Source organism: Steroidobacter agaridevorans, assembly GCF_009932555.1.
Taxonomy (GTDB): domain Bacteria; phylum Pseudomonadota; class Gammaproteobacteria; order Steroidobacterales; family Steroidobacteraceae; genus Steroidobacter; species Steroidobacter agaridevorans.
This window is the reverse complement of sequence record NZ_BLJO01000005.1, coordinates 509,633-533,865: the sequence shown is the minus strand read 5'-3', so window position 1 is coordinate 533,865 and position 24,233 is coordinate 509,633. Positions and strand designations below refer to the sequence as shown.

The following is a 24,233-nucleotide window of genomic DNA, read 5'->3' as shown; positions in this document are numbered from 1 at the left end:
ACATGGTTACCGCCGCCGCACCGGCTCCCCGCTCCTCCCGCACGGTCACGTATCCGAGCGAATTCGTCGTGACGCTGGTCGCCCTGATCGCGACCATCGTGGTCGTGCACGCGCTGTACGTGTCATGGATCATTCCCAACGGTGACGAGCTCGTGGCCACCGAGCAGGCCCGCATGAAGGCCGACAAAGACTACGTGCCGGAGCGCTCGTTCTACCTGACCATCAACGCTCCCGAGCAGGAAATCGAGATCATCCACTTCATCTGGGCGCTGCTCATCCTCGGTTACAAGGCCGTCCTGATCCGTCGCGAGCGCAAGCTGCTCGAGCGCGAGCTGATCCACGTGCCCGAGGGCATCAAGGTCTTGCCCGAAGACGCCAAGGATTATTCGCGGCAGCTCGAGGCCGTGCCTGCGGAGGAGAAGGGCTCGCTGGTGGTCCGCGCGTTACAACGCACGCTCGATCGGTTCGCCTCCACGCGCAGCATCCGCGACTCCGCCGAAACCTCGAAGGCGGTATGCGACTCCGAAGCGGATCGACTCGACTCGGGTCTGGCGATGATCCGTTACATCGCCTGGGCCATCCCGGCCATCGGCTTCATCGGCACCGTGCGTCACATCGGCGACGCGCTGTTGCAAGCCCATAAGGCGGTCACCGGCGATATCAGCGGCGTGACTTCGGGCCTGGGTATCGCGTTCAACGCCACGTTCGTCGCGCTGCTGCTGACCCTGATCCTGATGTTCTTCCTGCACCAGCTGCAACAGGCGCAGGAGCAGTTCGTGCACGACACCGATCATTGGATCGACCAGCATCTGATCCGGCACATGCAGGTGAGGTAGTGCTAGCACTGGAGCTCATCGACGCCGCACTGGTCGTCGCGCGAAAACACGGCGACAACGTGGACGTCATTGCCGACGCACCGGGCGTCGCGCTGCTGGAAGATCAAACGACGGTCACTGGCCTGGATGCGCTGCAACGGCTGCGAGTAAAGCCGTTGCTTGCGAATACGAACTTCTGGCGTGGCCTGAGCACGCAGCCGCTGACGCGTCCATCGCGCGTCGCGGGCACGACTGCGGACGTCGCCTTCGCGCAAGCCGAAAGTTTGCTCGGGCGCTTCAAACAGGACAACGAGGGTGTGCTGCTCGCGGTGCCTGCAGGTTACAGCCGCGAGCAATTGGGTTTGTTGCTCGGGGTGATCAACGAAACCGGCGTGCGTGTCGCGGGCCTGGTCGACGCCGCGCTCGCTGCATGTAGCCTCGAGCCCGCGCCGGCGCGAGTGCTGCATCTCGATCTCGAGTTGCATCAGGCGCTGCTCACCGTGCTCGAATACTCAGGCGGCGAATATCCCGGCCTGAAGCGCAGCCGTTACGAGATCGCCTTGCGCCACGGCTTGCTGGGCATCCACCAGACGCTCGCCCAGTTCATCGCCGAGAACTTCGTCCGCAAAACCCGCTTCGATCCGCTGCATGAAGCGGCCAGCGAGCAGCGGCTGGTCGATCAGTTGCCGGCGTGGCTGGGCGAGTTGCAGCAAGCGGAAACGATCACGCTGTCGTTCCAATTCGGCGACCGCGAGTTGCAGCTGGAGATGGAACGGGCGCAGCTCATCGCCGCCGCCGAGCCTCACTATCTCGAATTGTTACGTCTGGTGCAGAACGCACGCGTCGCCGGCATGCCCATCGAGTTGCGAGTGTCGCAGCGGGTCGCGGCGCTGCCGGGTCTGCTCGATCGGCTGCGGACGCTGCGTGATTGCACGATTCAAGTGCTGCCGCCTGCGGCCGCTGCGTGGGGCGCGCTTCAGCATGAGGCTAGCGTTCGACGCGGGCCGGATGCTCTCGCGCTGATTTATCAATTGCCTGTGCCGCGTGCCGACACCGACGAGGTGCAAGCGTCGGACGTCGAAGCGACGCCGCCGCAACTGCGGCCGACACACGTTTTATTTCAAGGTCGCGCCTGGAGCATCACCGCACAGCCGCTGACGATTGGTTGGGCAGTCGAGGGCCGTCCGCGTGCTTTGACATTGCCGAGCGCGTTGCCGGGCATCTCGCGCGCTCACTGCACGGTCGTGCGGCGTAATGGCGCCGTCATGGTCGAAGATCACAGTACCTACGGCTCGTTCGTCAACGACGAAAAAGTGTCCGGGCGAACCGCGCTCACGGTCGGCGACCGGCTGCGGCTCGGCTCGCCGGGCATCACGCTGGAATTGATTCAACTGGTAGACGACGATGGCGCGCCGCAAGACTGAAGTCTTCAGCATGTCGTTCCTCGATTGCATCACGTGTGCATTCGGGTCGGTCGTGCTCGTCTATACGTTGATCAACGCGCAAGGCGGCCTGCGCGCGCAAACCGTGGACCAGACTCAGCGCGCCGAAGTCTCCAAGCTCGAAGAGCAGGTGCTGGAGGGTTACCAGAAGCTGGTGGTGCTGCGGAACTCGATGATCGAGACCGACAAGGAGTCGGTGCGCACCGAAGGCATGGGCACCCGCGTGCTCGAAGAGACCGAGCGGCTCAAGGTCGAGCTGGCCGACTCGAGCAAAGAAACATTGTCGCGTCGCGAGGCCATCGAGCGGCTCAAGGCCGATCTGAAATCGCTCGAAGAGGGCAACCGCCGTCTGGAAGGCGCCAGCAAAGATCCGAGCGCGACCGGCACGCGTGTGCGCGGCTTCGTCGGGCAGGGCGATCGCCAGTATTTGACGGGGTTGAAGGTCGGGGGCGACCGCATCCTGCTGTTCGTCGATGTGTCCGCGAGCATGCTGGACGAGACCGTCGTCAACGTCCTGCGTATGCGCAACATGCCCGAATCCAAGAAGCTGATGTCGCAGAAGTGGCGCCGAACGGTGTCGACGGTGGAGTGGCTCGCCGCGCAAATGCCGCTGGAAGGACAGTTCCAGATCTACGCGTTCAACACCAAGACCTATGCGCTGGTGCAAGGCTCGGAAGGCAAGTGGCTCAAGGCCAACGATCCGAACTCGATGACCGAGGCGCTGGAGAAACTGCGCAAGACCGTGCCGGCCGACGGCACCAGTATCGAGAATGCATTTCTCGCGATGAACGCGCTCAACCCGAAACCGGATAACGTCATCATGGTCACGGATGGGCTGCCGACGCAGGCCGCGGCCGCGCCGTTGATCCGCAAGACCATCGACGGCGACGCGCGACTCAAATTGTTCGAGCGCGCTTTCGCGAAGTATCCGCGCGACGTGCCGTTCAATGTCATTTTGATGCCGATGGAAGGCGATCCAATGGCGCCCGCCGCGTTCTGGCTGGCGGCGCGCGATACCGGCGGCTCCTTCATGAGCCCGTCGAAGGATTGGCCATGAGCAAACGACCGCGCCGCGAGACGGAAATCTTCAGCATTTCCTTCCTGGACTGCATCACCTGCGGCCTGGGCTCGGTGGTGTTGCTGCTGGTGTTGAGCAATATCCGCACGCCCAGCATCGAGCAGTCCGAGCAGGATCTGCAGGAAGAACTGCTCAGCTTGCAGGACGAGCTGATCGAGATCGAAGGCCAGGCCGATATCCTGAATCGCGATTTGAAAGCGAAGCAGGAGCAGTTGTCGGATGAGAAGCGCCGGATCGCGCGTCTGCAGGGCGACCTGAGCGACATCAAGGGCCAGTACAACGCCTCCAAGCAGGAAGCCGATGTGGCCAATCAGCTGGAAGGCCGGCTGGCCTCGGCGCAGCAGACGCTGACCGACGAAATGAAGCGCCTGCTCGGCGCCGGTTTCCGCCGCAAGAAAGACGATGCTATCGGAGGAATCCCGGTAGACAGCGAATACATCATCTTCATCATCGATACCTCGGGCTCCATGTTCAATTACGTGTGGCCGATGATGTTGCAGAAGGTGGAAGAGACCCTGAACACCTATCCGACGGTGAAGGGCTTCCAGGTGATGAGCGACGAAGGCACGTACATGTTTAGCGGCTACCGAGGCAAGTGGATCCCTGACACGCCGAATCAACGGCGCACGGTGATCGATCGGCTGCGCACCTGGAACGTGTTCTCCAACTCCAGCCCCATCGAAGGCATCGTCGAAGCGATCCGCACCTATCACTCCAAAGACAAGAAGATCAGCCTGTACGTATTTGGCGATGAGTTCACCGGCTCATCCATCGACTCGGTGGTGAAGGGCGTGGATATCATCAACCGTGAGGATGCGACCGGCGAGCGCCGCGTGCGCATTCACGCCATCGGCTTCCCGGTGCGGCCGGATGCGCCGCAGTACACGAGCATCCGCTTCGCGACGCTGATGCGCATCCTTTGTCAACGCAATGGCGGCTCGTTCGTCGGCCTGGATGACCCGCAGCGTGGCGGTCCCCGATTTCGGATCGGCGACAACGCGACCCCTGGCCCGACTGGCGAGTCGGTCTCCCAGGCCTTAGTTGCTGGCCCAGCGCCTTGAGGTCATCGTGAAAGATCATCGCCTGCTGTCTCGCTCGAGCTCATGGCTGCAAGCACGCCGGCGGCAACTCACGGCTGCGGCCGCGTGCGGCCTGAGCGCCGCGATGGTGCTGCTGGCGGGCTGCGGCCCGGTGAAGCTGATCGCGAGCACCAACATTCCGCCGCCGCTGGTGGTGAAGATTCCGATCGGCGTCGCGTTGTTCGTGCCCACCGAGTTCTCGACTTACGTGCACAAGGAAGAGCGCTGGAGCACCAAGTGGCATGTCGAGCTCGGCAAGGCGCAGGCCGACGGCATCACGCGATTGATGAATGCGATGTTCGAACGCGTGATCCCGGTGGAGAGCGTCAATGCCGGCACGCAGGTGCCGGGCGGTGTCGCCGCGATTCTGGAGCCGAGCATCGAGGAATATGCATTCGTCACGCCCCGCGACGCCGGCTCGCCGTTCTATGCCGTGAGCATCAAGTATCGCGTGAACGTTTATTTGCCCGACGGCAAGCTCGCCGATTCGTGGGGATTCACCGGTTACGGCACGTCGCCTTCGCAGGGCTTGTCGAGCGAAGCGCCGTTGTCGGTAGCGACCGCGCTGGCGATGCGAGATGCGGGAGCAAAGCTGGCCGTCGAGTTCCGTGAGCAGGCCGTGATGCGCGGACTGTTGCCGGAATCGGCGACCGCCGATACGCCAGTCGCGCCGCCGGGCACGCCGACCGCGCCGGGTGCGGCGCCGGCGGTTACGACCGCGCCGACAACGCCGCCAGCATCGGAAAAGAAAGTCGTTGTGCCCGCCGCTATTCCAACGGCGCCCGCTGCAACGGAACCGGCGAAAGATCCGGCAGCGACGCCAACCAAGGAAGAGACGGCGCCCCCGCAGGAGCCGGAAGTTGAAAAGAACGATGACGCCGAGAAAGATGAACCCAAGCCCGAGGCCGTCGGGCTGGCGCCGGTGATGTCCTAAGATTTGCTTTCGTCGTCGTCCTGCTTGCGGATCTTGAACACTTCGCGGTTGACGACGCCCTGAGTCTCGACCGGCTCGCCATTGACGAACTTCGGCCGATAGCGGGCCGCACGGATCGCTTCGAGCGCTTGTGAAGCCTGGCGTTGCGTGCCGTTCTGTTCGATCACCTTGGCATCCTGCACATCGCCCGAGCCGGTCACGGTGAATTCCACCGACACGAATTTTTCCTCGATCTCCGGCGCCGCCAGCTGACGATTGCGCATGGCCAGCGGCGGCATTGGATAGTAAACGCGCACTGGGAAGCTCAACGGCGCCACCGCCACTTCGGCCGCGGCCGCTTTATCGTTCGCCACCAGTGCAGCGGCGCGCCGATAGTAGGGCAGCGCCTTCTCGGGCTGATGCTTCACCTGATACCAGTCGCCGAGCTGGATCAGCGTGTCCGTCAACACGGCGGGCGGTGTGTCGGGATGCGACTCGAGAATGGCCAGCGCGCGCTGCAAGGCCCGCTCGCCATCGCTGCTGATGTACTTGGGATTGATGCCCTTGGATTCCAGCGGCGACAACGTATCCATCTGGTTGCGGTTTTCCAGCGGCTGAAAACCTTGCGTGAGGAAATAAACCTCCTGGATGTAACTGCGCGCCAGAGCGCGCAAGGGCAGGACCAGCGCCGGATCGTCCTTGCCGAGCTTGCGCTCGACGATCTCCAGAGCGTCGCGATATCGATCGCGGCCGAGCAGGAAATTGCCGAGGTCGACATACCAGTCGCCGACCACGCACAACACCGGCGACATGCGTGGATCGCGCTCGCCGTAAGTGCGTTCGCCGACACGCTGCAGATAAAGCATCTGCTTCTGGCCATCGACGGCGCGGCCGGTGCGCGTCAGGCTGGTCGCGAGTTGACGCAACAAGCTCTGCTGGCTCGGATCGAACAAGCCGGAGGAGCGCCGGATGATGAGCACCGCGCGTTCCAGATAGGGAACCGCTTCGTCATGGCGTTCGAGCAACGCCAGCGAGTAGCCCAAGCCGCGCAGCGGATCCACTGCGGCCAGCCCGGCGCCAGCACCTTGCGATTCAGTGATCTGCAGAGCCTCGCGATACGAGGCTTCGGCATTGACACGATCGCCGCTGCTCAGTTGGGCGTTGCCCAGGAGCGTCAACGCATCGGCGAGTTGCATTGGCTCGCGTGAATTCGCGCGCGCCCGTTCGACCAGGCGGCGTGCTTCGTCGAGGGCGGCCGCCCAGTCCCTCTTGTCGTAACGTGCCCAGAATTCCTGCTGCGATTCCGGACGCGGCGGTGAGGGCGCGGGATTCGCGGCAATCGAGCCCGTGAGGCCGAGCAGGACGCTCATCGTCACCGCTCGCAGCACGGTTCTCGCCGATTGCCTGATCCTCATGACCCACCCCACCGACTCGTCGACTCGACATCGTTCTCCCGCTGCGGACAGGCTACGACGTCGGGGCTACTTGGTAAACAGGTAATGCGAAACGAACCATTCGCTGCCGCCGCGATAGCCCCACAGTTCGGCGCAGGCCATGAAAAACACACGCCAATACACCCACCAACGCCGCATGTTTTCCGCGCCGTACGTGGCCGACAGGATCGGCTCGATGCGCGCGCGATTGGCATCCATGTTCTGCAGCCAGCACTCGGCCGTGCGGCTGTAATGGATTCCGTCAACGCGCCAATGGTCCGACAGCCGCAGGTCGCGCTGGAAATAGCTCAGCAGGTGATCGCTGGGCATGATGCCGCCGGTAAAGAAATAGCGGGCCATCCAGTCGTTCTCGTCGCGCACGTCGAACGGATAGGCGTAATCGCGATGAGTGAAAATGTGTACGAACAACGTGCCCGCCGGCTTCAACCACGAGCCGATGCGCGCCAGCAGCTGTTCGTAATTGCGCATGTGCTCGAACATCTCGACCGACACGACGCGGTCGAAGCGCTCGTGATCCAGCGCTAGATCGTTCATGTCACAGGTGACGATCTGGATGTTCTTCAGGCCACGGCTCGCAGCGCGAGCTTCGATGAACTGTTTCTGAGTGCGTGAGTTCGACACGCCGGTGATGCGAGCATTCGGATAGCGTTCGGCCATCCATAACGTGAGCGAGCCCCAGCCGCAGCCCAGCTCGAGGATTTCCTCGCCATCGGCGATGCGCGCGCGACGGCACGTGAGCGCCAGCATTTCCGCCTCGGCCTCGTCCAGCGAAGAGACGCCCGGCTGGAAGTAGCAGGACGAATATTTCATGTGCTTGCCCATCACCATCTCGAAGAACTCGCACGGCAGCTCGTAGTGCTGCTCGTTGGCTTCGCGCGTGTTGATCGCGATCGGGCTGGCCTTGAGCTGCGCGATGAAACGCATCAGATGACGCTGCTGCGCCTCTTCACTGGTGCGCTTCTCTTCACGCAGCCGCTCGGCGAGCAACCTGCGAATGCCATGGCGCACGATCGAATCGGGCAGCAGATTGCGCGCAAGGAGGCGGAAGGGCAGTGAGACCGCCGGATCGGCGGGACGCGGAGTGATAACGGTTGCTGTCATGGGAAACTCGGTAGCTGTTGATAGCTCAGTGGTATGCGTATGAATGTTGTCTACAGTGGCCGCATCAGTTCCAGCAAACCACCGTTAATCGATATTCCTTTGCTGCTTCTTCCGCGAAGCAGGTAGCGGAACAAACATCGACGTGCGCTGCTGATATTCACGATAGCGCTCGCCCTTGGAGCGCAGCGCCTGCTCCTCGGTCGCTCTGACGCCGGTCACGTTGATCAGGAAATGCAGCATCAACGCCGGCATCGCCAGCGCCAGCCAGCCCCACGGCGAGGCCAGTGCGAACACGGCATAGCCGATCCAGATCGTCCACTCGAAGAAATAATTCGGGTGACGCGAGTAGCGCCACAGCCCTACATCGCAGACACGACCGTGGTTGGATGCATCGCGCTTGAACGCGGCGAGCTGGCCGTCCGCGATGCTTTCGCCGATCAGGCCCACCAGCCAGATCGCGACACCGGCGGCTTCGAGCACGTGCAGGCTCGGCTCGGGATTCAGACAGGCGATCAGCAGCGGCAGGGCGAGGATCACGTTCAGTACTGCCTGCAGCTGAAAAAAGCCGAAGAACTTCGCGTTGAGATTGGCCGCCCAGCGCTGCCGCAGCTCGACGTAACGGCCCTCCTCGGGCTCCCCGACGATGCGTTTGGCCAGATGACCCGCGAGCCGAATCGACCACAGCGCATACATCGCGGCGATGACCCATTTGCGCGTGTCCCAACCCGGTGCGAGCGCCGCGTACAGCAGTGCGAGCAGCGCGAAATTGCCCGACCAGCCGATGTCGACGTAGCTGAAGTTCCGGTTGCGAATGCCCAGCAGCCACAACGCCGTCATGATCAGGAAGACCAGCAGCGCGCCGAGCGCCACGAGCAGCAGCGCGTTCATCTCGTCGGCTCGCTGCGAGCAGTCAGGATGTCACTGGCCGGTGCGCCAGGTGGCAGCTTCTGCAATTGCCAGAGCACGTAACTCGCCATTGCCATGTTGCCCAAGGCCATGATGGCCACGAACCACAATACGCGGGACAACCACCCGCGTTCCTTGAAGCACACCCAGACGAAGAAAGTGAGGAAGCCGTAATACGCGTCGATGAGCGTCGCGATGGTCCAATGGCGGTCCGGCCCGCGCCAGCCCTGCCATTGCCAGACAGGCTGTTGATTGCTGGCCCACACGGTGTAGGCGAGCAGAGACAGCAGGATGGCCGCAAACAGGATCTGCAGCAGGGCTCGGTTGGTCATGCAATCCTCGCGGGCGGAAGCTGGCGACTCGCCCTTTATTTGCCTGAGGTATTCGCAACCGCAGGCATGCTTGGATGCATCCTCAGGTGGCCGGTTTCCCGGGCACGTAGATGGAGTTGCGGACGTTGGCGAAGACTCGCCGGACCATGGGTTCGAAGGCTTCCAGCGGCAGGCTCGAATAGGCGGGATCGAACGCCGGGCCGTCGTAAAGGCGACAGAATTCCTCGGTGTAGTCGTACCAGGGATGCTGCCGGAACTGATCCCTCAGGTTCCGATCCAGCCCCAGGTAATGGAAGAAGTAATAGCCCTGAAAAATTGCGTGCTTCTCTACCATCCAGAAGTTCTGCTCGGAGACGAATGGCTTGAGGATGGCGGCCGCGACTTCGGCGTGATTGCGAGGGCCGAGCGTGTCGCCGATGTCGTGTAACAGCGCGCACACGACATACTCTTCATCGCGCCCGTCACGATGCGCGCGGGTCGCGGTCTGCAAGCAATGTTCGAGGCGATCGACGGCGAAGCCGCCGAAGTCTCCAGCTAGCAATTTTAGATGGGCGAGCACTCGATCGGGCAGGGCCTGGATGAAAGGCTTCATGGCCCGGTTGATGCGGGACCAATCTTCCTGCGTGCCCTCTACCATGGTGTGAAAGGTCGCGCGCGGCTGGTCGCCGTCCGCCATGTCGGTCCCCCGCAATGAACCTGGTTCAGAGAACGACCATATGCGGCGAGGGGTGCGATGCTGTCAATTCGCGCCGGGTGATTTGCCGCTCTTTGCTCCGCTGTGCAGATTTAAGCCGCGGAGCGCAGCGATTCTTCTTCCGATTCCGTGCTCGCAGCGACGACCGGGTGCGGAGCGGCCGCGGTGCTTTGGCGGGCGACATCCTTGCTCAGCGTGAACATGCCCACCGCATCCAGCAATGTTTCCACCTGGCTGCGCAGCGACTGAGCAATAGCGGCGGTTTCTTCGACACGGGCGGCGTTCTGCTGAGTGTCGCCGTCGATGCGATCGATGGACCGATGCAACTGTGCGATGTCATCGCTTTGTGTGCGGCTGGCGGTCGCGATCTCCTGCATGATGTGCGACACGCTCTCCACCGACGCGAGGATTTCTTTCATCGTGTCGCCGGCGCCATTGACTAGCGCGGCGCCCTTCTGCACGTCTTCGAGCGACGCGCCGATCAATTTCTTGATCTCGTTCGCGGCCGTGGCCGAACGCTGCGCCAGGCTGCGAACTTCACTTGCCACCACGGCAAAGCCGCGACCTTGCTCGCCGGCACGAGCAGCTTCCACCGCCGCGTTCAGTGCGAGCAGATTGGTTTGGAACGCGATGTCATCGATCACGCCGATGATGTCGCCGATCTTTTTCGACGAGCTGGTGATGGCCTGCATGGTCTGCACCACCTGGCCGACCGCTTGATTGCCGCGAGACGCGACGCCGCGTGCGTCGTTGGACACGCGCTCGCCGTGCAAGGCGTTGTCGAGGTTGCGCTGAACGTTGCCCTGAACGTGCTGGGCGCGCTCGGCAGTGATGCGCACAGCCGACGATTGGGAAGCTTCGCGCTGCGCGAGCTCGTCGTTGGAGCTGGCGATCTGCTGGCCGGCGGTGTCGATCTCGCTGGTGACTTCGCGAATTCGCAGCACCAGGGTCTGCAATTGCTCGCGACTGCCGTTGAAGGCGTTGAGCAGCTGCGCGATCTCGTCAGTGCCGCGCGCCGGATAGGTCGTCGTCAGGTCGCCCTGCGCGAGCTTGCGCATCCGGGTCATCAGCGCTTCGAAGCCGCGCAGGTTGGACCAGTAGAAACTCGAGATCAGGTACACGGCCAGCGACAGGCCGATCAAGGTAATCACCAGCAGCACGTTGCGACGCTGCTCGAAGCCGTCGATGCGGATCGCGAGCAACTCATCCAAGACAGCGGCAGTCGCAGTCGACACTGCCAATGTTTCTTCACTGAGCGCATTGCCGACGCCAGCCTGCGCCGCGCTCAGGTCGCCTTTGCGTAGCGTGTCGGCGTGCGACTTGAACTCGGCGTACGCCTGTTCGAGCTTGCGGCCGTCGAGCTTCGACTTCAGCGACGGATTTGCGCCGGTCGCACGCTCGATAGCCAGCGCCAGCGAATCGCGATAAGTCGAAGCGCGCGCGGCGATGAACTGAATTGCCACATCGTCATCGCTGGAGACGGCGCCCGCCGCTTTGATCTTGAGCGCCATGGCGTCGAGGCGGGCGGCGGTTTCCGCCAGCTTCGGCGCATAGTCCATGACGATGGCCATGGCGTAATACGAATCCAGGTCCGGATCGAGCGTCAGCTTGGAGTTGTCGCTGATCAATCCGTACAGGGTGAGCGCCTGCTCGGCGACGGCTTCGACATTCTCGCCCTTCCAGCTGGCCTGCAGGCTCAGCAGGTCCTGGTCGATGTCCAAGACGTTGTCTTGCGAAACGTTCAAGGCGCGCGCCTGCTCGAGCGCGTCGGCGCCGGCGCTGCTGCCGCCACCGGCGCGACGGGCGGAAAGCGAGGCCATGAACTTGTTCATGGAAGGCAGAAAAGCGCTGCCCAGCTGCTCCTGCTGTGCGAACTCGATGTTGCTCTTGGAATAGCTGACCACGCCGTAAACCGCGACGCACAGCGGCACCATGAACGCGGCGCTGATGATGGCGAACTTGACGGGCAGGCGAGCCACCTGCATCAGCCGGATGCCGGGCGCGAGAAGACGGTCCAATGTACTCGGCATACGTGCTTTTCTTAGTTCGCGGCGAGCTTGATTCGGGCGAAGCTCGCCCATGGCTGGAATCGGCGGGAGCGGGGCGATCTTGAGGCTGGCTGGCCGGCTTTGTGATCCTGTTCACCCGCACGTCAGACGGAACCCGACAACCCGCCCGGTGCGTTTGAGTCGAATCAACTGAAATCTGCAAGATATGAGCGACGACCCGCTTTGGTACAAGGACGCGATCATCTACCAGATGCACGTCAAGGCGTTCCAGGACGCCAATGGCGACGGCATCGGCGATTTCGCCGGCCTGGCGCAGAAGCTCGACTACATCCAGGAGCTGGGCGTCAACACCATCTGGCTGTTGCCGTTCTATCCGTCGCCATTGCGCGACGACGGCTATGACATCGCCGACTACACCAACGTCCATCCCGATTACGGCACGCTCGAGGACTTCCGCCAGTTCATCCAGGAAGCGCACCGTCGCGACCTGAAGGTCATCACCGAGCTGGTCATCAATCACACGTCCGACCAGCACCCGTGGTTTCAGGCGGCCCGGCTTGCGGCGCCGGGATCGCGCGAGCGCGAGTTCTACGTATGGAGCGACGACGACAAGAAGCTCGCCGGCACCCGCATCATCTTCACCGATACCGAATCGTCGAACTGGGCCTGGGACCCGGTGGCGCGCCAGTACTACTGGCACCGCTTCTTCTCCCATCAGCCCGACTTGAACCACAACAATCCCGAAGTGGTCGAGGCGGTGATCCGGGTCATGCGCTTCTGGATGGACATGGGCGTCGACGGCATGCGGCTCGACGCGATTCCCTACCTGTGCGTGCGCGAAGGCACCAACAACGAGAACCTGCCCGAGACGCACGCGGTGTTGAAGCGCATGCGGGCCGCGATGGACGAGAGCTACACCGGCCGCATGTTCCTGGCCGAGGCCAATCAATGGCCGGAGGATGTGCGCGAATACTTCGGCGACGGCGACGAATGCCACGTGGCATACAACTTCCCGCTCATGCCGCGCATCTTCATGGCGGTGGCGCTCGAGGATCGCTATCCGATCGCCGAGATCATCCGCCAGACGCCGGACATCCCGGACAACTGTCAGTGGGCCATCTTCCTGCGCAATCACGATGAGCTGACCCTGGAGATGGTCACCGATCGCGAGCGCGACTACATGTACAAGATGTACGCGAACGAGCCGCGCATGCGTGTGAACGTCGGCATTCGCCGCCGTCTCGCCACTCTGCTCGGCAACGATGTCGATCGCATCAAGCTCATGAACAGCCTGCTGCTGTCCATGCCGGGCTCGCCGATCATCTATTACGGCGACGAGATCGGCATGGGCGACAACATCTACATCGGCGATCGCAACGGTGTGCGCACGCCCATGCAATGGAGCATCGACCGCAACGCCGGCTTTTCGCGCGCCGACCCGCAGCGACTCTATCTGCCGGTGATCATGGATCCGATCTATGGTTACCAGGCAGTGAACGTGGAAGCGCAGAGCCGCGATCCATCGTCGCTGTTGAACTGGACCCGGCGCATGCTGGCCGTGCGGCGGCAGTTCCAATGTTTTGGCCGGGGCTCGCTGGAATTCGTGCGGCCGCAGAATCGCAAGATCATCGCGTACGTGCGCAGCTGCGGCCATGAAATGATTCTGTGCGTCGCGAACCTGTCGCAGACGGCGCAGGCGGTGGAGCTGGACCTGTCGAAATACAAAGGTCGCGTGCCGGTGGAGATGCTCGGTCGGAATGCGTTCCCGCCGATCGGCGACCTGCCTTATTTCCTCACGCTGCCGGCGCACGGGTTCTTCTGGCTACAGCTGAGCGATTCGGCGCCGCCGCCGAGCTGGCATGTCGAGCGTCTGCCTGCGACCGAACTGCCTGTGCTCGTGTTGACGGAGGGATTGGCCACGTTCCTTGCGGAAGTGACCCAGTCCGCCAGTGGCGGACTCATGCGTCGCACGCTGCAGCAGCTGGAAAGCGAAGTGCTGCCGGAGTTCATCGCTGCGCGCGGCTGGTTCTCGCATCATCGCAGTGAGATCGCATCGGTCCATCTCGGGCCGCGCGCGTTGTGGCGATACGAGCAGCGCGTGTACTTGATCAGCTTTGTCGATGTCGACGGCGTGATCGGGCGGCGCCGCTACATCATGCCGCTCACGATCGGTTGGGAGGATGGCGTCGACGCTGTGCTCAAGACCGCGGAGTGGACGCTGGCCAAAGTTCGCCAACACGCGCGCGCCGGCGTGATGATCGACGCGTTCGCCGATCCGATCTTCTGTCTCGGTCTGATCCAATACATGGCGCAAGGCGAGTCCATTCCGTTCGCCGGCGGCGAGCTGCGCTTCGAAGCCCGCGGGCCGTTGCCGACGCTGCCCGAGCCGGACCTGCAGAATGTCCGCCACGTCGGCACCGAGCCGACCAATACCAACATCGTCATCGACGAAGCGCTGTTCATGAAGGCCTATCGCAGCGCCGAGCCCGGACCGAATCCCGATTTCGAGATGTCGCGGCTGCTGACCGATGCGGGTTTCAAGTCCGTCGCGCCGATGCTCGGTCACATCGTGTGGGAGGATCAGACGCCCACGCTGCTGGTATCGCTGTTCTCTTATGTGCGCAACCAGGGCGATGTGTGGAATTACACGCTCAACCATCTCGAGCGGCACGTCAGTTTGATCTCGTCGCAGGATTCGAGCGCGCCGGAAGCGCCGCACGCCCTGTTCACGACGCAGATGCAGACGCTGGGCCGGCGCATCGGTGAGATGCATGCGATTCTGGCGCGCTCGGAGGATGTGACGTTCGCACCGGAACCGATCCGCTCGCAGGATCTGTCGCGCTGGTACAGCGCCGTGCAGTTCGATACCGAGGCTGCGCTCAATGCGCTCCATCGGCGGTTGCCAACGCTTTCCGAAGGCGCGCGCGCCCGTGCGGAACAACTGGTCCACGCACGCGAGCGCTTGTTTGCTCACATCCGCGAGCTGACCGCCGCGCCCATCGACGGTCTGCGGACTCGGATCCATGGCAACTTGCATCTGGCCAAGGTGATGCTCGCAGCGGACGATTTCCTGCTCACCGGCTTCGAAGGCGACACCATGTTGTCATTGGAAGAACGGCGCCAGAAAGACTCGCCGCTGCATGACGTGGCGAGTGTGCTGGTGTCGTTCCAGTACGCCCGGACCGTTGCTTTGGATCACGCGATCGCGCATCGGCCGGAGCTGCGCGAACGGTTGGAGCCTGAGCTCGCGCAATGGCAGCTCCTGACGACTCGCGCCTTCATGCAAGGCTATCGGCGTGGCGTGATCGAGTCCGGCATCCTCCCCTCGACCGAAGCCGGTACGCAGCGGCTGTTGAAGTTGTTCATGGTCATCCGTACCGTGCACGCGCTACGGCATGAGCTCGAGCGTCGTCCCGAAATGCTGTCCGCGGCTATCGATGCCCTGCATGAACAATTGAATGGGGCACTCGAATAGGCGCTAACCGAAGCTTTCGGTGGTGTAGAGCCACACCTGCATGTCGGACGGCCAGTAATCCGCTGGCCAGCCGGCTTTCAGTTTCAGATGACGAACGAACTGCCGGGAATCGGGCAACTGCTCCCACACCGCCGGCAGAAACGTGGTGCGCCTCGCGCCTGCCTGAAGAATCACGCCGTCCAGTCCAGGACGCAGGACTTCCAACAGCTCCGCCTCGCTGCGCACTTCACAGCGTTCGGGCTCGGTCAGCACCGAAATCTCGATGCCCGTGCTGGTCCATTCCTGCGCTGTGAGCGCCGGGAATCGCGGATCGGCGAACGCGGAGGCATATGCGTTGTTCCAGACATCGACGTGCAACGGACGCGTCGCTTCGATAGTCCCGCAACAGCCGCGCAGATCCTCACCGACGCGCAATGTGACAAACGACGCGCCGGGACGAAGCAAATCCGTATGCAGCGGCGGCTGATCATAGGGCGCCCGCTCGCCCGTGGGCAGCGATGCCTCGATCGACGTTCGTGCCAGCGACAGCAGCTCGGAACGTTGTGCGGGGCTCAGTGTCATCGAGCAGACTCGTGTAGCGCGAACGCTCCGTAGCCCACGACTCGTTTGCGATCGCCCGCGGTGTCGCCGGAATTGCAGCGGGCGATCTCCTCGATGCGCGCGCTACGCTGTCGGGCGAGAAACGTCAGTCCGTTGATCCCTATGCAACCGCAGGCTTGCTCGCCCGTGAGCGTTGCATCGTTGCGCAAGATCGCCGTGATGGTTTCGTCATCCACCGCGCGAGCTTCGTCGTAAGGCAAGTAATGGCTGAGGTCGGAGCTGACCAGCACCAATGTTTCTTCGTCGCCCCAAACATCGGCGAGGACGGCCGCCACGGCCGGCGGTGAGGCGGAGCCCAACGCGACGGGCAGCAGCGTGAAATCGTCGAACACCGCCTGCAGGAACGGCAGCTGAACTTCCAGGCTGTGCTCGTTCGCGTGCGGCGCATCGGATTCGACGACCTGTTCATGTTCGAGCACACGCGCCTTGAGTTCGCGATCCACCGGCACCATACCTAGCGGCGATTGAAAGCCCTCGGCCGACGGCACGGCCATACCGCGCAGGTAGACGCGATGGCTGGGGCCGATGAGCACGATGCGACGAATTTGCTTACGCCGATGTACGACCTGTGAGTACGCGGCTCCGGCGATGGGGCCGGAATAGATATAGCCCGCATGCGGCACGATCAGAGCTTTGGGTACCGGACCGGCGACGGTCGGCGCCTGTGATAAATACTCCGATACCGCATCGCGCAGCTCGGCCGCATCGCCTGGATAAAACAGGCCGGCCACGGCGGGAGGTCGAATTCTCGTGCTCACCGCGTTTCCCAGGTGTTCCGAAGGGCGCATGATGACTGAACGAACCAGACGTATACGCCGGTCCCGACAGCGATGAAAGACTACTCCACTGCGCAATGGCCAACTACACATTGGCATGCTTTAGATGACGGCCGCGTCCAGTGCGACGTGTGTCCACGTGAATGCCGCATGCACGAGGGGCAGCGCGGGCTGTGTTTCGTCCGCGGTGTCGAGGCGGGCGAAGTGAAGCTGTTCACTTACGGCCGCTCCAGCGGCTTCTGTGTCGATCCCATCGAAAAGAAACCGCTGAATCATTTCCTGCCCGGCACGTCGGTGCTCTCTTTCGGCACCGCCGGCTGCAACCTGGCGTGCAAGTTCTGTCAGAACTGGGATATGAGCAAATCGCGCGAGATGGATACGCTCGCCGATCGAGCCACGCCCGAGATGCTGGCCGCCGCCGCGCAACGGTTGAAGTGCGCCAGCGTCGCGTTCACCTATAACGATCCGGTCGTGTTCATGGAGTATGCGATGGATGTGGCCGATGCTTGCCGAGAGGCCGGCGTGAAGAGCGTCGCGGTCACCGCTGGCTACATCAATGCGGCGCCGCGTGTCGAGTTCTACAAGCACATGGATGCGGCCAACGTCGATCTCAAAGGATTCACCGAGCGCTTTTACAAAAAAATCTGTGGCGCCGAGCTGGGCGCCGTGCTGGAAACGCTCGAGTATCTGAAGCGCGAAACGTCAGTGTGGTTCGAAATCACCACGCTGCTGATTCCCGACGAGAACGATTCGGACGCCGAGCTGGATCAGATGACCCGCTGGATCATGGACAAGCTGGGCCCCGACGTGCCGTTGCACTTCACCGCGTTCCACCCCGATTGGAAGATGATGGACAAGGCGCATACACCGCCCGCAACCTTGACCCGTGCAAGAAACATCGCGCGCGCGAATGGATTGCACTATGTCTACACCGGCAACGTGCATGATTCGGCCGGGTCGAGCACCTATTGCGTCGGCTGCGGCAAACGTGTGATCGAGCGCGACTGGTATGAACTGGGCGAATGGCAGCTGGATGCAGCGGGCAAATGTTTGCACTGTGGCACGCGGCTGCCCGGCGTGTTCGATGGCGCGGCAGGGAACTGGGGCGCGAAGCGCATGCCGGTGCGCCTGGCCGCGATGGCGCGCTGACACGGAAATAAAAAACCCGCCGGTGAGTCATCACCGGCGGGCTTCCCATGGTTCTGGTGCTCCGGTCGCTCTAGACCTTCCCTTAAAACCGCCACTGTCCCGTCAGCCAGAACGCATTCGCATCGTCCACGTCTTCCAGATCGATCTTCTCGTACTCGAGCTTGGCATGCAGCCGTTCGAAGAACGTCATGCCGACGCCGACGCCGTACATCACGTCTTCGCCGCTATCGTCGGAGTCGAAATCGAACTCATCGATATCGCCGGTGAGCTCCAGGTCGTAGAAGTAGTATCCCAGCTTGGCCGATAACTCCACGGGTCCCAATGGCAACGTGCCGATGATGGCGGGAGCGAAGCCCGACAGCTCTGCTCTGAACCTGCCGTGGTCGCCTGTGCTGGTGTCGAATTCGTCTTCGGGTCCGCCGAAATCGATATATGCCGCCTGCAGCGAAATATACGGATTCAAGCGCCAGCCGACGAACGCCTGCCATGCGGTGTCGTTGTCATCCAGACTGCTCAGGGCTTCATCGACGCCGTCGAGACCGTCGATCTCGATATTGAATTGGCCAACGCCGCCGCCGAGATACAAACCTTCGTCGTTATCGGGCGACTGCGCGTACGCCGCACCCGAGCCCAATGCAAACAGGGTCGCCGCGATAATTAGGCGATTCATGCACACACTCCTTTTTCGCAACTAGCGTGTGCAAAACGTTTGTTTGCAGCGGCGGTTCCATGATGCGTGCGCGCTACTGTCCAAACACCCAGCGTATCAATTCTGCATGAACGGCTTCGCCGGAGCCGCCTTGAGCGCCGGGCGAGTTCACGATGATCACGACGACGTAAGTTTTTCCGGAAGCGGCGTTCACGAAACCGGCGAGCGCGCTGACATTGTCGAGATGGCCGGTCTTCAAACGGATGCGTCCCTGCATGCCCGGCGAATTGAAACGATTGCGCAAGGTTCCATCCGTCGCGGACAGCGGCAGCGAGGCTGCGAATTCAGGCATGAACGGGCTGTGCCATGCCATGTCCAGCATTTCGCCGAGACCGCGCGCAGTCACTCGCTCGGCGCGCGACAAACCTGAACCGTTGTCGATCACGAACCCCGGCATCGCGATGCCACGGTTCTGCAGCCACAGGCGGATCGCGTCGCGGCCCCTTTCCACCGTCGCCGGCGGACCGTATTTCTCCGCGCCGAGCGTCAGCATCAGATGACGCGCCATGACGTTGTTGGAATATTTGTTCACCAGCCGGATGACTTCGGCGAGCGACATCGAGTCGTGCTCATGCAGCGGCTTGGCATTGGCGGGCAATGTTTCCAGCCGCATCCCGCCGTCCATCGCGCCGCCGGATTGATTCCACAAGGTGCGGAACGTGCCGTATGCATAGTCGGGCGCAGTCATGATCGCGCGGCCGATCGAGAAGCTGCCGCACGATGCGGGCAACACTCCGCCGACGACCACGGTGTTCGGATTGTCGATGGGATCGGGCGTCGTGAACGTGATGCCGGAGGTGAAGCACTTGCCGCCGGTCAGCCGGACCCGATTCTGCACATCGAGGTTGTAGGGCAGCGGATTGACCAGGATCAGCGGCCGGCCGCGCTGCTCGCTGGCGATGAGCGTGAAGCGCGACGTTTGGAAATTCACCATCAGCGCATCCGGCAGCACGTTGTAGCTGCGGAACGGTTGCGAATCGAAGTCGGCACGGTTGCCTTCGGCCGGCGCGAAGTAGCTGTGGTCGATGACGAAGTCGCCAGTGATCTTGGCGAGCCCGGCTTCGCGCAGGCTTTGCACGAAACGCCACCAATGCTCGGAAGTCATGTACGGATCGCCGCCGCCGGCCACGAACAGGTCGCCGTTCAGCACGCCATTCGCCAGGGTGCCGGTGGTATAGGCGCGCGTTTTCCAGGTGTAGCCAGGGCCGAGCGAGTCCAGCGCAACGTACGTGGTCAGCACCTTGATGACCGAGGCCGGGCTGCGGGGCTGGTTGTCGTTCACCTCGAGCACCACCGCGTTGGTGTTGGCGTCGCGCACGTAGATGCTGACGTTCTTGGCCGGGATGCCGACGCGATTCATGACGCGCAGAACGGCAGGCGGCAGTTGCGAGTCGCGCGCCAGCGCGAGCGGGTGAAAAGCAACGGCGACGAGCGCGACCAGCGCGATTGAAGGTTTGAGCATTCGACGAGAGGTCAGGCCAGGCGATTTCGGGCGGCCGAATTTTAGCAGTGTGTGCCCGGTAGGGCGCTGCAAACTCGGGCTCCGCGATGTTCTTCCGTACGGGTACGCCGCATACTTCGCATTCCTGCGGCGGTGGACTGACGGATCGACGATGCGGCGACTGTGGAATACGTTCCTGAAAGGCCTGGCGGCGGTGCTGCCGGTGGCGCTCACCGTCTATGTCGTATTCTGGCTGGCGAAGACCGCCGAGTCGGTGCTGGGCGGGCCGCTGCAAGCCTGGTTGCCCGAAGATCGCTATTGGCCGGGGCTCGGGCTGCTGGTCGCCTTCCTGTTGATCCTGATCGTCGGCCTGCTGGTCGACGCCTATATCGTGCAGCGCCTGTTCCGCTACGGCGAATCGATCCTGGCGCGCATCCCCATCGTCAAGACCATCTTCGGCGCGTTCAAGGATTTCAGCCGATTCCTGCCCGCCGGCGGCAAGGCGCGCGACCTGAAGCGTGTCGTGCTCTGGCGCTTCGGCAGCGCCCAGATGATCGGCTTCGTTACCGAGGAACAGCTGAACCCGAAGCTGTTCGGCGCGAACGGCGAGGAGCTGGTCGCCGTGTACTTCCCCATGAGTTATCAGATCGGCGGCTACACCCTGTACCTGCACAAGGATGAGCTGCGCGAGACCGAGCTGTCGGTGGAAGAAGCGATGCGCCTGGTGCTGATCGGCGGCGTCACCAGTCAACAAGAGCCGGCGCAGGAAACGGATAGAGCCCGGCCGGTCTGACGGCTACGGTCGCCCGATGCACATTGGTGACATTCAAGTCCGCACGCCGTTCCCATGGCAGGTGTTGCTCGACTATTACTCGCACCGTCTCACGCCCGGTTTCGAGTCCGTCGAGGGTGGTCGCTATCAGCGTCTCATGGGCAAGCGGACCATCATTGTCGAATACGACGCCAATCAGTCGCGGCTGGTCGTGTCTGCGAACGGGCGGGTCGATGCGGATGAAACATTGGCGGCCGCGGCGAGGTTGTTCGATGTCGAGCATGACCATGAGCTGATTCATGAGCGTCTGCATCGCTCCAAGCCGCTGAAACAACGTCTGGCGAATCTGCCTGGCATGCGGCCGTTGGGCGCGTGGTCGCCGTTCGAGCTTTGCATACGAACCATCCTTGGTCAGCAAGTGACGGTCGCGGCCGCCGGCACGCTGATGCGGCGGCTGGTGGAACGATGTGGCTCGATGACGCCGGAGTGTGTGGTCGCGGCGGATGTTTCCAACATGGGCATGCCCGGCAAGCGGGCCGCAGCGCTGCAGTCCTTCGCGCAGGCCATCGTCGATGGGCGAGTGGACTTCTCGCAGCCGTGGGCGCAAGTGGACACGGCATTACAAACATTGCCGGGCTTCGGTCCGTGGACGCGCGCGTATCTGGCAATCCGCTTGGGGAGAGACCGGGATGCTTTTCCTGCATCGGATATCGGTCTGATCCGGGCCGCGAAGGTGGAAACACCGGCGGAACTGCTCAAACTGGCCGAAGCATGGCGGCCGCTGCGAGCCTACGCGGCGATTTATTTGTGGGCCGTGCCGCCGTAGCCCGGCTGGCGGGATTCCGGTCAGAAGCCTGCAGTAAAAACGCCCGTAACCGGCTCATCCGGAGCCGTGTTTGTGATGCGGCTCTCGCCCTGCCAAATACTGGCTACTATCTGCCAATTCTTGTCACCCGCGCGCTGTCACACGAACTGTGGCGGGTTTAACAATTTCACACTCTGCCTCGCGCGTGTTGAATCGGACTGCTGTTACGATTTGCTCATTCACTCCGTAACGGGAATCCGAGCGACGGTTTGGTCGTGTCTGACGCCAATCTTCGACAAATACGCGTACTGCATCTCGTGAGCGCCGGCGGCGTCGCGAGCTCCGTGCAGCCATCGCTTTTCATGCCGCTACTGACGCGCCTGCCGCGTCAGCGGGTGAAGGCGCAGGTCGCATGCCTGTCGCCGGGCGCCGTGCCTTCGGCGGTGCTGCGTCAGAATGGCGTGCCCACGTTCGACCTGGCGCTGTCGCGCAAACGTTTCTCGCCGAAAGCTTTCCAGGAGCTGGTGCAGTCGACGCGTCACTTCCGTCCCGATGTGATCCAGGCCTGGGGTCACACGGCGCAAGTGATATCGACGCTGCTCCGCAAGCGCTGCGATTGGAAGCCGCGCCTGGTGTGGAGCGTGTCGGATACGGCGCCGCTCGCCAAGAACCCGGGCTTCATCGATCGACAGAAGCTGAAATACGCTGCTAAGTTTTCTACGCGCGCCGACCGCGTCGTGTACGCGTCCGAGTCGGGCGCCTCTCAGCATCGCCGCGCCGGCTTCCCCGACGGCGGTCATGAAACCATTCCGCCGGGTGTGGATGCCACGCGCTTCAAGCCGGACTTCGCTGCTCGACGCAAGCTGCGTGAGGAGCTGAGTTTGCCCGGCGAAACGTTCGTCGTCGGCATGGCCGCTCCGTTCCAGGCCGAGTACGACCACACGACGTTGATTCGTGCGGTCGGCGAGCTGATCAAGACCAATCCAAACGTCGCTCTGGTGCTCGCAGGTCATGGCGTGCAGAAGGGCAATGGGCCGCTGATGGCGCTGATCGGCGGCGGTGCGCTGTCGACTCGCGTGCATCTGCTGGGCGAGTATTCCGACATCAACGCTTTGTATAACGCCTGCGATGTCGTTTGCTCCAGCTCGGTGAACGACCAGTCGCGGATGAATGTCGCAATGGCGATGTTGTGCGGCGTGCCGGTGGTGGCGACAGGCATCGGCGCGCAGGGCGAGCTGATCGGCCAGCATGGTGTGGCGATCGAGCCGGGCAGTCCGGCGGCCTTCATCAAAGGCATCACTCGCGTCATGCAGCTCGCGCCGGAGAAACGAACTCACATGGCGCAAGGCGCGCGCAAGCACGCGCTGGAGCATTACGTTTACGTGCGGTCGCTGCAGAAGTATCTGCAGCTCTATTACGATTTGATCGGCCGGCAGTCGCTGGTCGCGAAGGATCTGCCGGCGCCGGAAATCGATGCGGCGCTCACGGTGCCGCCGGCGTTGCCCACCGAAGCCGAGATGAATGCGGCCAAGCGCAAGCCGATCACGGTGGTCGATCTTTCCGATCCGGATTCGCTGGAAACCAAGGTTACCGAGCGGGAGCCGGATGAGCTGCCCAAGTGGCGGCTCGAACAGGAGCAGGAGCGCGCCAAGCGCGAGGCCGAGGTGGAAGCGAAAGTCGCGGCGAGCAAGTCGCTCGGCGATGTGCTCGAGGTGTTCGAATCGCAGCAGGTGAAGGCGCTCGGCTCCGAGTCGCCGATGACCGAGCGGGCGCGCGGTGTTGCCGACGATTCGGAAGAGTTGCTCTCGCCAGAAATGCTGGCGGCAGAAGCGCCTCCGCCGCCGCGCGCGTCGAATGGCCCGTCAAGCGTGAAGAAGCCTGCCGCTGCGTCGTCGGCTTCGACTGCTGCTCAGCCCGATGCGGCGAAACAAGCTGCTCTGAAAGCGGCGCGCATGGCGGCGCTGCAACCGATTGCTCCGACTCCAAACAAATCGGCGTCGCCTGTGACCAGGCCGCCGGCGACCTCTCCAATTACGCGGCCGCCCGCGACCGTTGCGGCAGTGGAGACGTCGAAGCCGGTTGAGCCGGCGGCACAGAAGTCGGAGGCCACGCAGCCGCTGGAAACGTTGCCCGAAGGCACGATGGCAGGCCTCGCTGCATTGAAATGGCCGACGACCGCGGATGTCACATCGGCGACCGGCAAGCAAAAGGTCGACCTCGGCAGCACTCAGCCGCTCGGCACGTTGGCCCAGGATCTGGCCAACGCCGCGCTGGCCGGCAAGGATCTCTCTGAGGCGGCCAAGCCGGATAGTTCTCCGACGCAGTCGCTCGAGCTGCCTGCAGATTTATTACCTCAGCGGCACGTCATCGAAGCAGTCAGCCCGCCTGTCTCGCCACAGCCTGCAGCCGAGGCGCCGATCGCAACTGGCAGCATGACGGAGTTCGGCGAGCTGACCTTGCTGGCCACTGGCGAGTGGCAGGCCATGCAGCGCTCGGACACCAAGCCCGAGGCAAAGAAGGACGCCGCGAAGCCCGAACCTGCCAAGCCCGCTGAGCTCAATGGCGCCGAGGCGCTGACACTGATTTCAAAGTCTGCTCCGGTCGCAGGCGAGCCGGCAGCTGACCTCGCGCTGCTCCCTCAGCCAGCAGTCGAGCCGAAGCGCGCTGCTAGCGGCAAGTAACC

Annotated in this window: 20 protein-coding genes; 10 read left to right on the top strand and 10 right to left on the bottom strand. The window is 62.8% G+C overall.

The annotated features are described in order from the left end of the window. Positions 1–2: 2 nt before the first annotated feature. From GYH35_RS20500 to GYH35_RS20480, 5 genes are read left to right on the top strand one after another with little or no spacing between them, the layout of a single operon-like run. Entirely contained in the window at positions 3–836 is an 834-nt protein-coding gene (locus GYH35_RS20500) for a MotA/TolQ/ExbB proton channel family protein (RefSeq protein WP_161812682.1), read from the top strand. After that, entirely contained in the window at positions 836–2,239 is a 1,404-nt protein-coding gene (locus GYH35_RS20495; protein ID WP_161812683.1) for an FHA domain-containing protein, read from the top strand. The genes GYH35_RS20500 and GYH35_RS20495 overlap by 1 nt, the downstream gene beginning before the upstream one ends. Further along, positions 2,220–3,314 (top strand): vWA domain-containing protein, encoded by a 1,095-nt coding sequence (locus GYH35_RS20490; RefSeq protein ID WP_161812684.1) that lies wholly within the window; start codon positions 2,220–2,222, stop codon positions 3,312–3,314. The genes GYH35_RS20495 and GYH35_RS20490 overlap by 20 nt, the downstream gene beginning before the upstream one ends. Beyond that, on the top strand, positions 3,311–4,396 hold the full coding sequence (locus tag GYH35_RS20485; protein WP_202624447.1) for a hypothetical protein: 1,086 nt from the start codon (positions 3,311–3,313) through the stop codon (positions 4,394–4,396). The genes GYH35_RS20490 and GYH35_RS20485 overlap by 4 nt, the downstream gene beginning before the upstream one ends. A 7-nt stretch (positions 4,397–4,403) precedes the next feature. After that, positions 4,404–5,348 (top strand): hypothetical protein, encoded by a 945-nt coding sequence (locus GYH35_RS20480; RefSeq protein WP_161829352.1) that lies wholly within the window; start codon positions 4,404–4,406, stop codon positions 5,346–5,348. Here GYH35_RS20480 and GYH35_RS20475 read toward each other — a convergent pair. The 6 genes from GYH35_RS20475 to GYH35_RS20450 form a co-directional block, all read right to left on the bottom strand. Further along, positions 5,345–6,742, bottom strand: coding sequence for a TonB family protein (locus GYH35_RS20475; RefSeq protein ID WP_161829351.1), 1,398 nt, complete (start codon positions 6,740–6,742; stop codon positions 5,345–5,347). The genes GYH35_RS20480 and GYH35_RS20475 overlap by 4 nt on opposite strands. A 66-nt stretch (positions 6,743–6,808) precedes the next feature. Next, the gene (locus tag GYH35_RS20470) at positions 6,809–7,882 is read right to left on the bottom strand and encodes an SAM-dependent methyltransferase (RefSeq protein ID WP_161829350.1); all 1,074 of its coding nucleotides are present in this window, start codon (positions 7,880–7,882) and stop codon (positions 6,809–6,811) included. 84 nt (positions 7,883–7,966) lie between these two features. After that, positions 7,967–8,770: a DUF1295 domain-containing protein gene (locus tag GYH35_RS20465; protein ID WP_161829349.1), complete on the bottom strand. Its 804-nt coding sequence runs from the start codon at positions 8,768–8,770 to the stop codon at positions 7,967–7,969. Then, positions 8,767–9,120 (bottom strand): DUF1475 family protein, encoded by a 354-nt coding sequence (locus GYH35_RS20460; RefSeq protein ID WP_161812689.1) that lies wholly within the window; start codon positions 9,118–9,120, stop codon positions 8,767–8,769. The genes GYH35_RS20465 and GYH35_RS20460 overlap by 4 nt, the downstream gene beginning before the upstream one ends. 82 nt (positions 9,121–9,202) lie before the next feature. Beyond that, positions 9,203–9,796 carry an HD domain-containing protein gene (locus tag GYH35_RS20455; protein WP_161829348.1) on the bottom strand — a complete coding sequence of 198 codons (594 nt, stop codon included), beginning with the start codon at positions 9,794–9,796 and terminating at the stop codon, positions 9,203–9,205. Positions 9,797–9,906: 110 nt separating this feature from the next. Further along, positions 9,907–11,844, bottom strand: a complete 1,938-nt coding sequence (locus GYH35_RS20450; RefSeq protein ID WP_161829347.1) for a methyl-accepting chemotaxis protein — start codon at positions 11,842–11,844, stop codon at positions 9,907–9,909. Positions 11,845–12,028: 184 nt separating this feature from the next. On the opposite strand from GYH35_RS20450, the gene treS reads away from it, so the two are divergent. Then, complete coding sequence (treS, locus tag GYH35_RS20445) at positions 12,029–15,298, top strand: maltose alpha-D-glucosyltransferase (protein ID WP_161829346.1); 3,270 nt, start codon at positions 12,029–12,031, stop codon at positions 15,296–15,298. A 3-nt stretch (positions 15,299–15,301) separates the two neighbouring features. Here the strand turns inward: treS and amrA are convergent, their stop codons facing one another. Both amrA and amrB read right to left on the bottom strand, forming a co-directional pair. Further along, positions 15,302–15,859: an AmmeMemoRadiSam system protein A gene (gene amrA, locus GYH35_RS20440; RefSeq protein WP_161829345.1), complete on the bottom strand. Its 558-nt coding sequence runs from the start codon at positions 15,857–15,859 to the stop codon at positions 15,302–15,304. Beyond that, positions 15,856–16,656 carry an AmmeMemoRadiSam system protein B gene (amrB, locus tag GYH35_RS20435; protein WP_235936820.1) on the bottom strand — a complete coding sequence of 267 codons (801 nt, stop codon included), beginning with the start codon at positions 16,654–16,656 and terminating at the stop codon, positions 15,856–15,858. The genes amrA and amrB overlap by 4 nt, the downstream gene beginning before the upstream one ends. Positions 16,657–16,728: 72 nt before the next feature. Here amrB and amrS point away from each other — a divergent pair, with 72 nt between their 5' ends. Next, on the top strand, positions 16,729–17,823 hold the full coding sequence (gene amrS, locus GYH35_RS20430; RefSeq protein WP_161829343.1) for an AmmeMemoRadiSam system radical SAM enzyme: 1,095 nt from the start codon (positions 16,729–16,731) through the stop codon (positions 17,821–17,823). An 82-nt stretch (positions 17,824–17,905) separates the two neighbouring features. Here amrS and GYH35_RS20425 read toward each other — a convergent pair whose 3' ends face one another. Together GYH35_RS20425 and dacB are read right to left on the bottom strand one after the other, a co-directional pair. Then, a complete protein-coding gene (locus GYH35_RS20425; RefSeq protein ID WP_161812696.1) occupies positions 17,906–18,493 on the bottom strand; it encodes an outer membrane beta-barrel protein in 588 nt (195 codons plus the stop codon). Positions 18,494–18,566: 73 nt separating this feature from the next. Continuing rightward, on the bottom strand, positions 18,567–19,994 hold the full coding sequence (dacB, locus tag GYH35_RS20420) for a D-alanyl-D-alanine carboxypeptidase/D-alanyl-D-alanine endopeptidase (protein ID WP_161812697.1): 1,428 nt from the start codon (positions 19,992–19,994) through the stop codon (positions 18,567–18,569). Positions 19,995–20,145: 151 nt separating this feature from the next. Here dacB and GYH35_RS20415 point away from each other — a divergent pair, with 151 nt between their 5' ends. The 3 genes from GYH35_RS20415 (at position 20,146) to GYH35_RS20405 (ending at position 24,231) form a co-directional block, all read left to right on the top strand. Then, positions 20,146–20,766, top strand: a complete 621-nt coding sequence (locus GYH35_RS20415) for a DUF502 domain-containing protein (RefSeq protein ID WP_161812698.1) — start codon at positions 20,146–20,148, stop codon at positions 20,764–20,766. Positions 20,767–20,782: 16 nt separating this feature from the next. Further along, entirely contained in the window at positions 20,783–21,571 is a 789-nt protein-coding gene (locus GYH35_RS20410; protein WP_161829342.1) for a DNA-3-methyladenine glycosylase family protein, read from the top strand. Positions 21,572–21,825: 254 nt separating this feature from the next. Next, entirely contained in the window at positions 21,826–24,231 is a 2,406-nt protein-coding gene (locus tag GYH35_RS20405; RefSeq protein ID WP_161829341.1) for a glycosyltransferase, read from the top strand. The last annotated feature ends 2 nt before the right edge of the window (positions 24,232–24,233 follow it).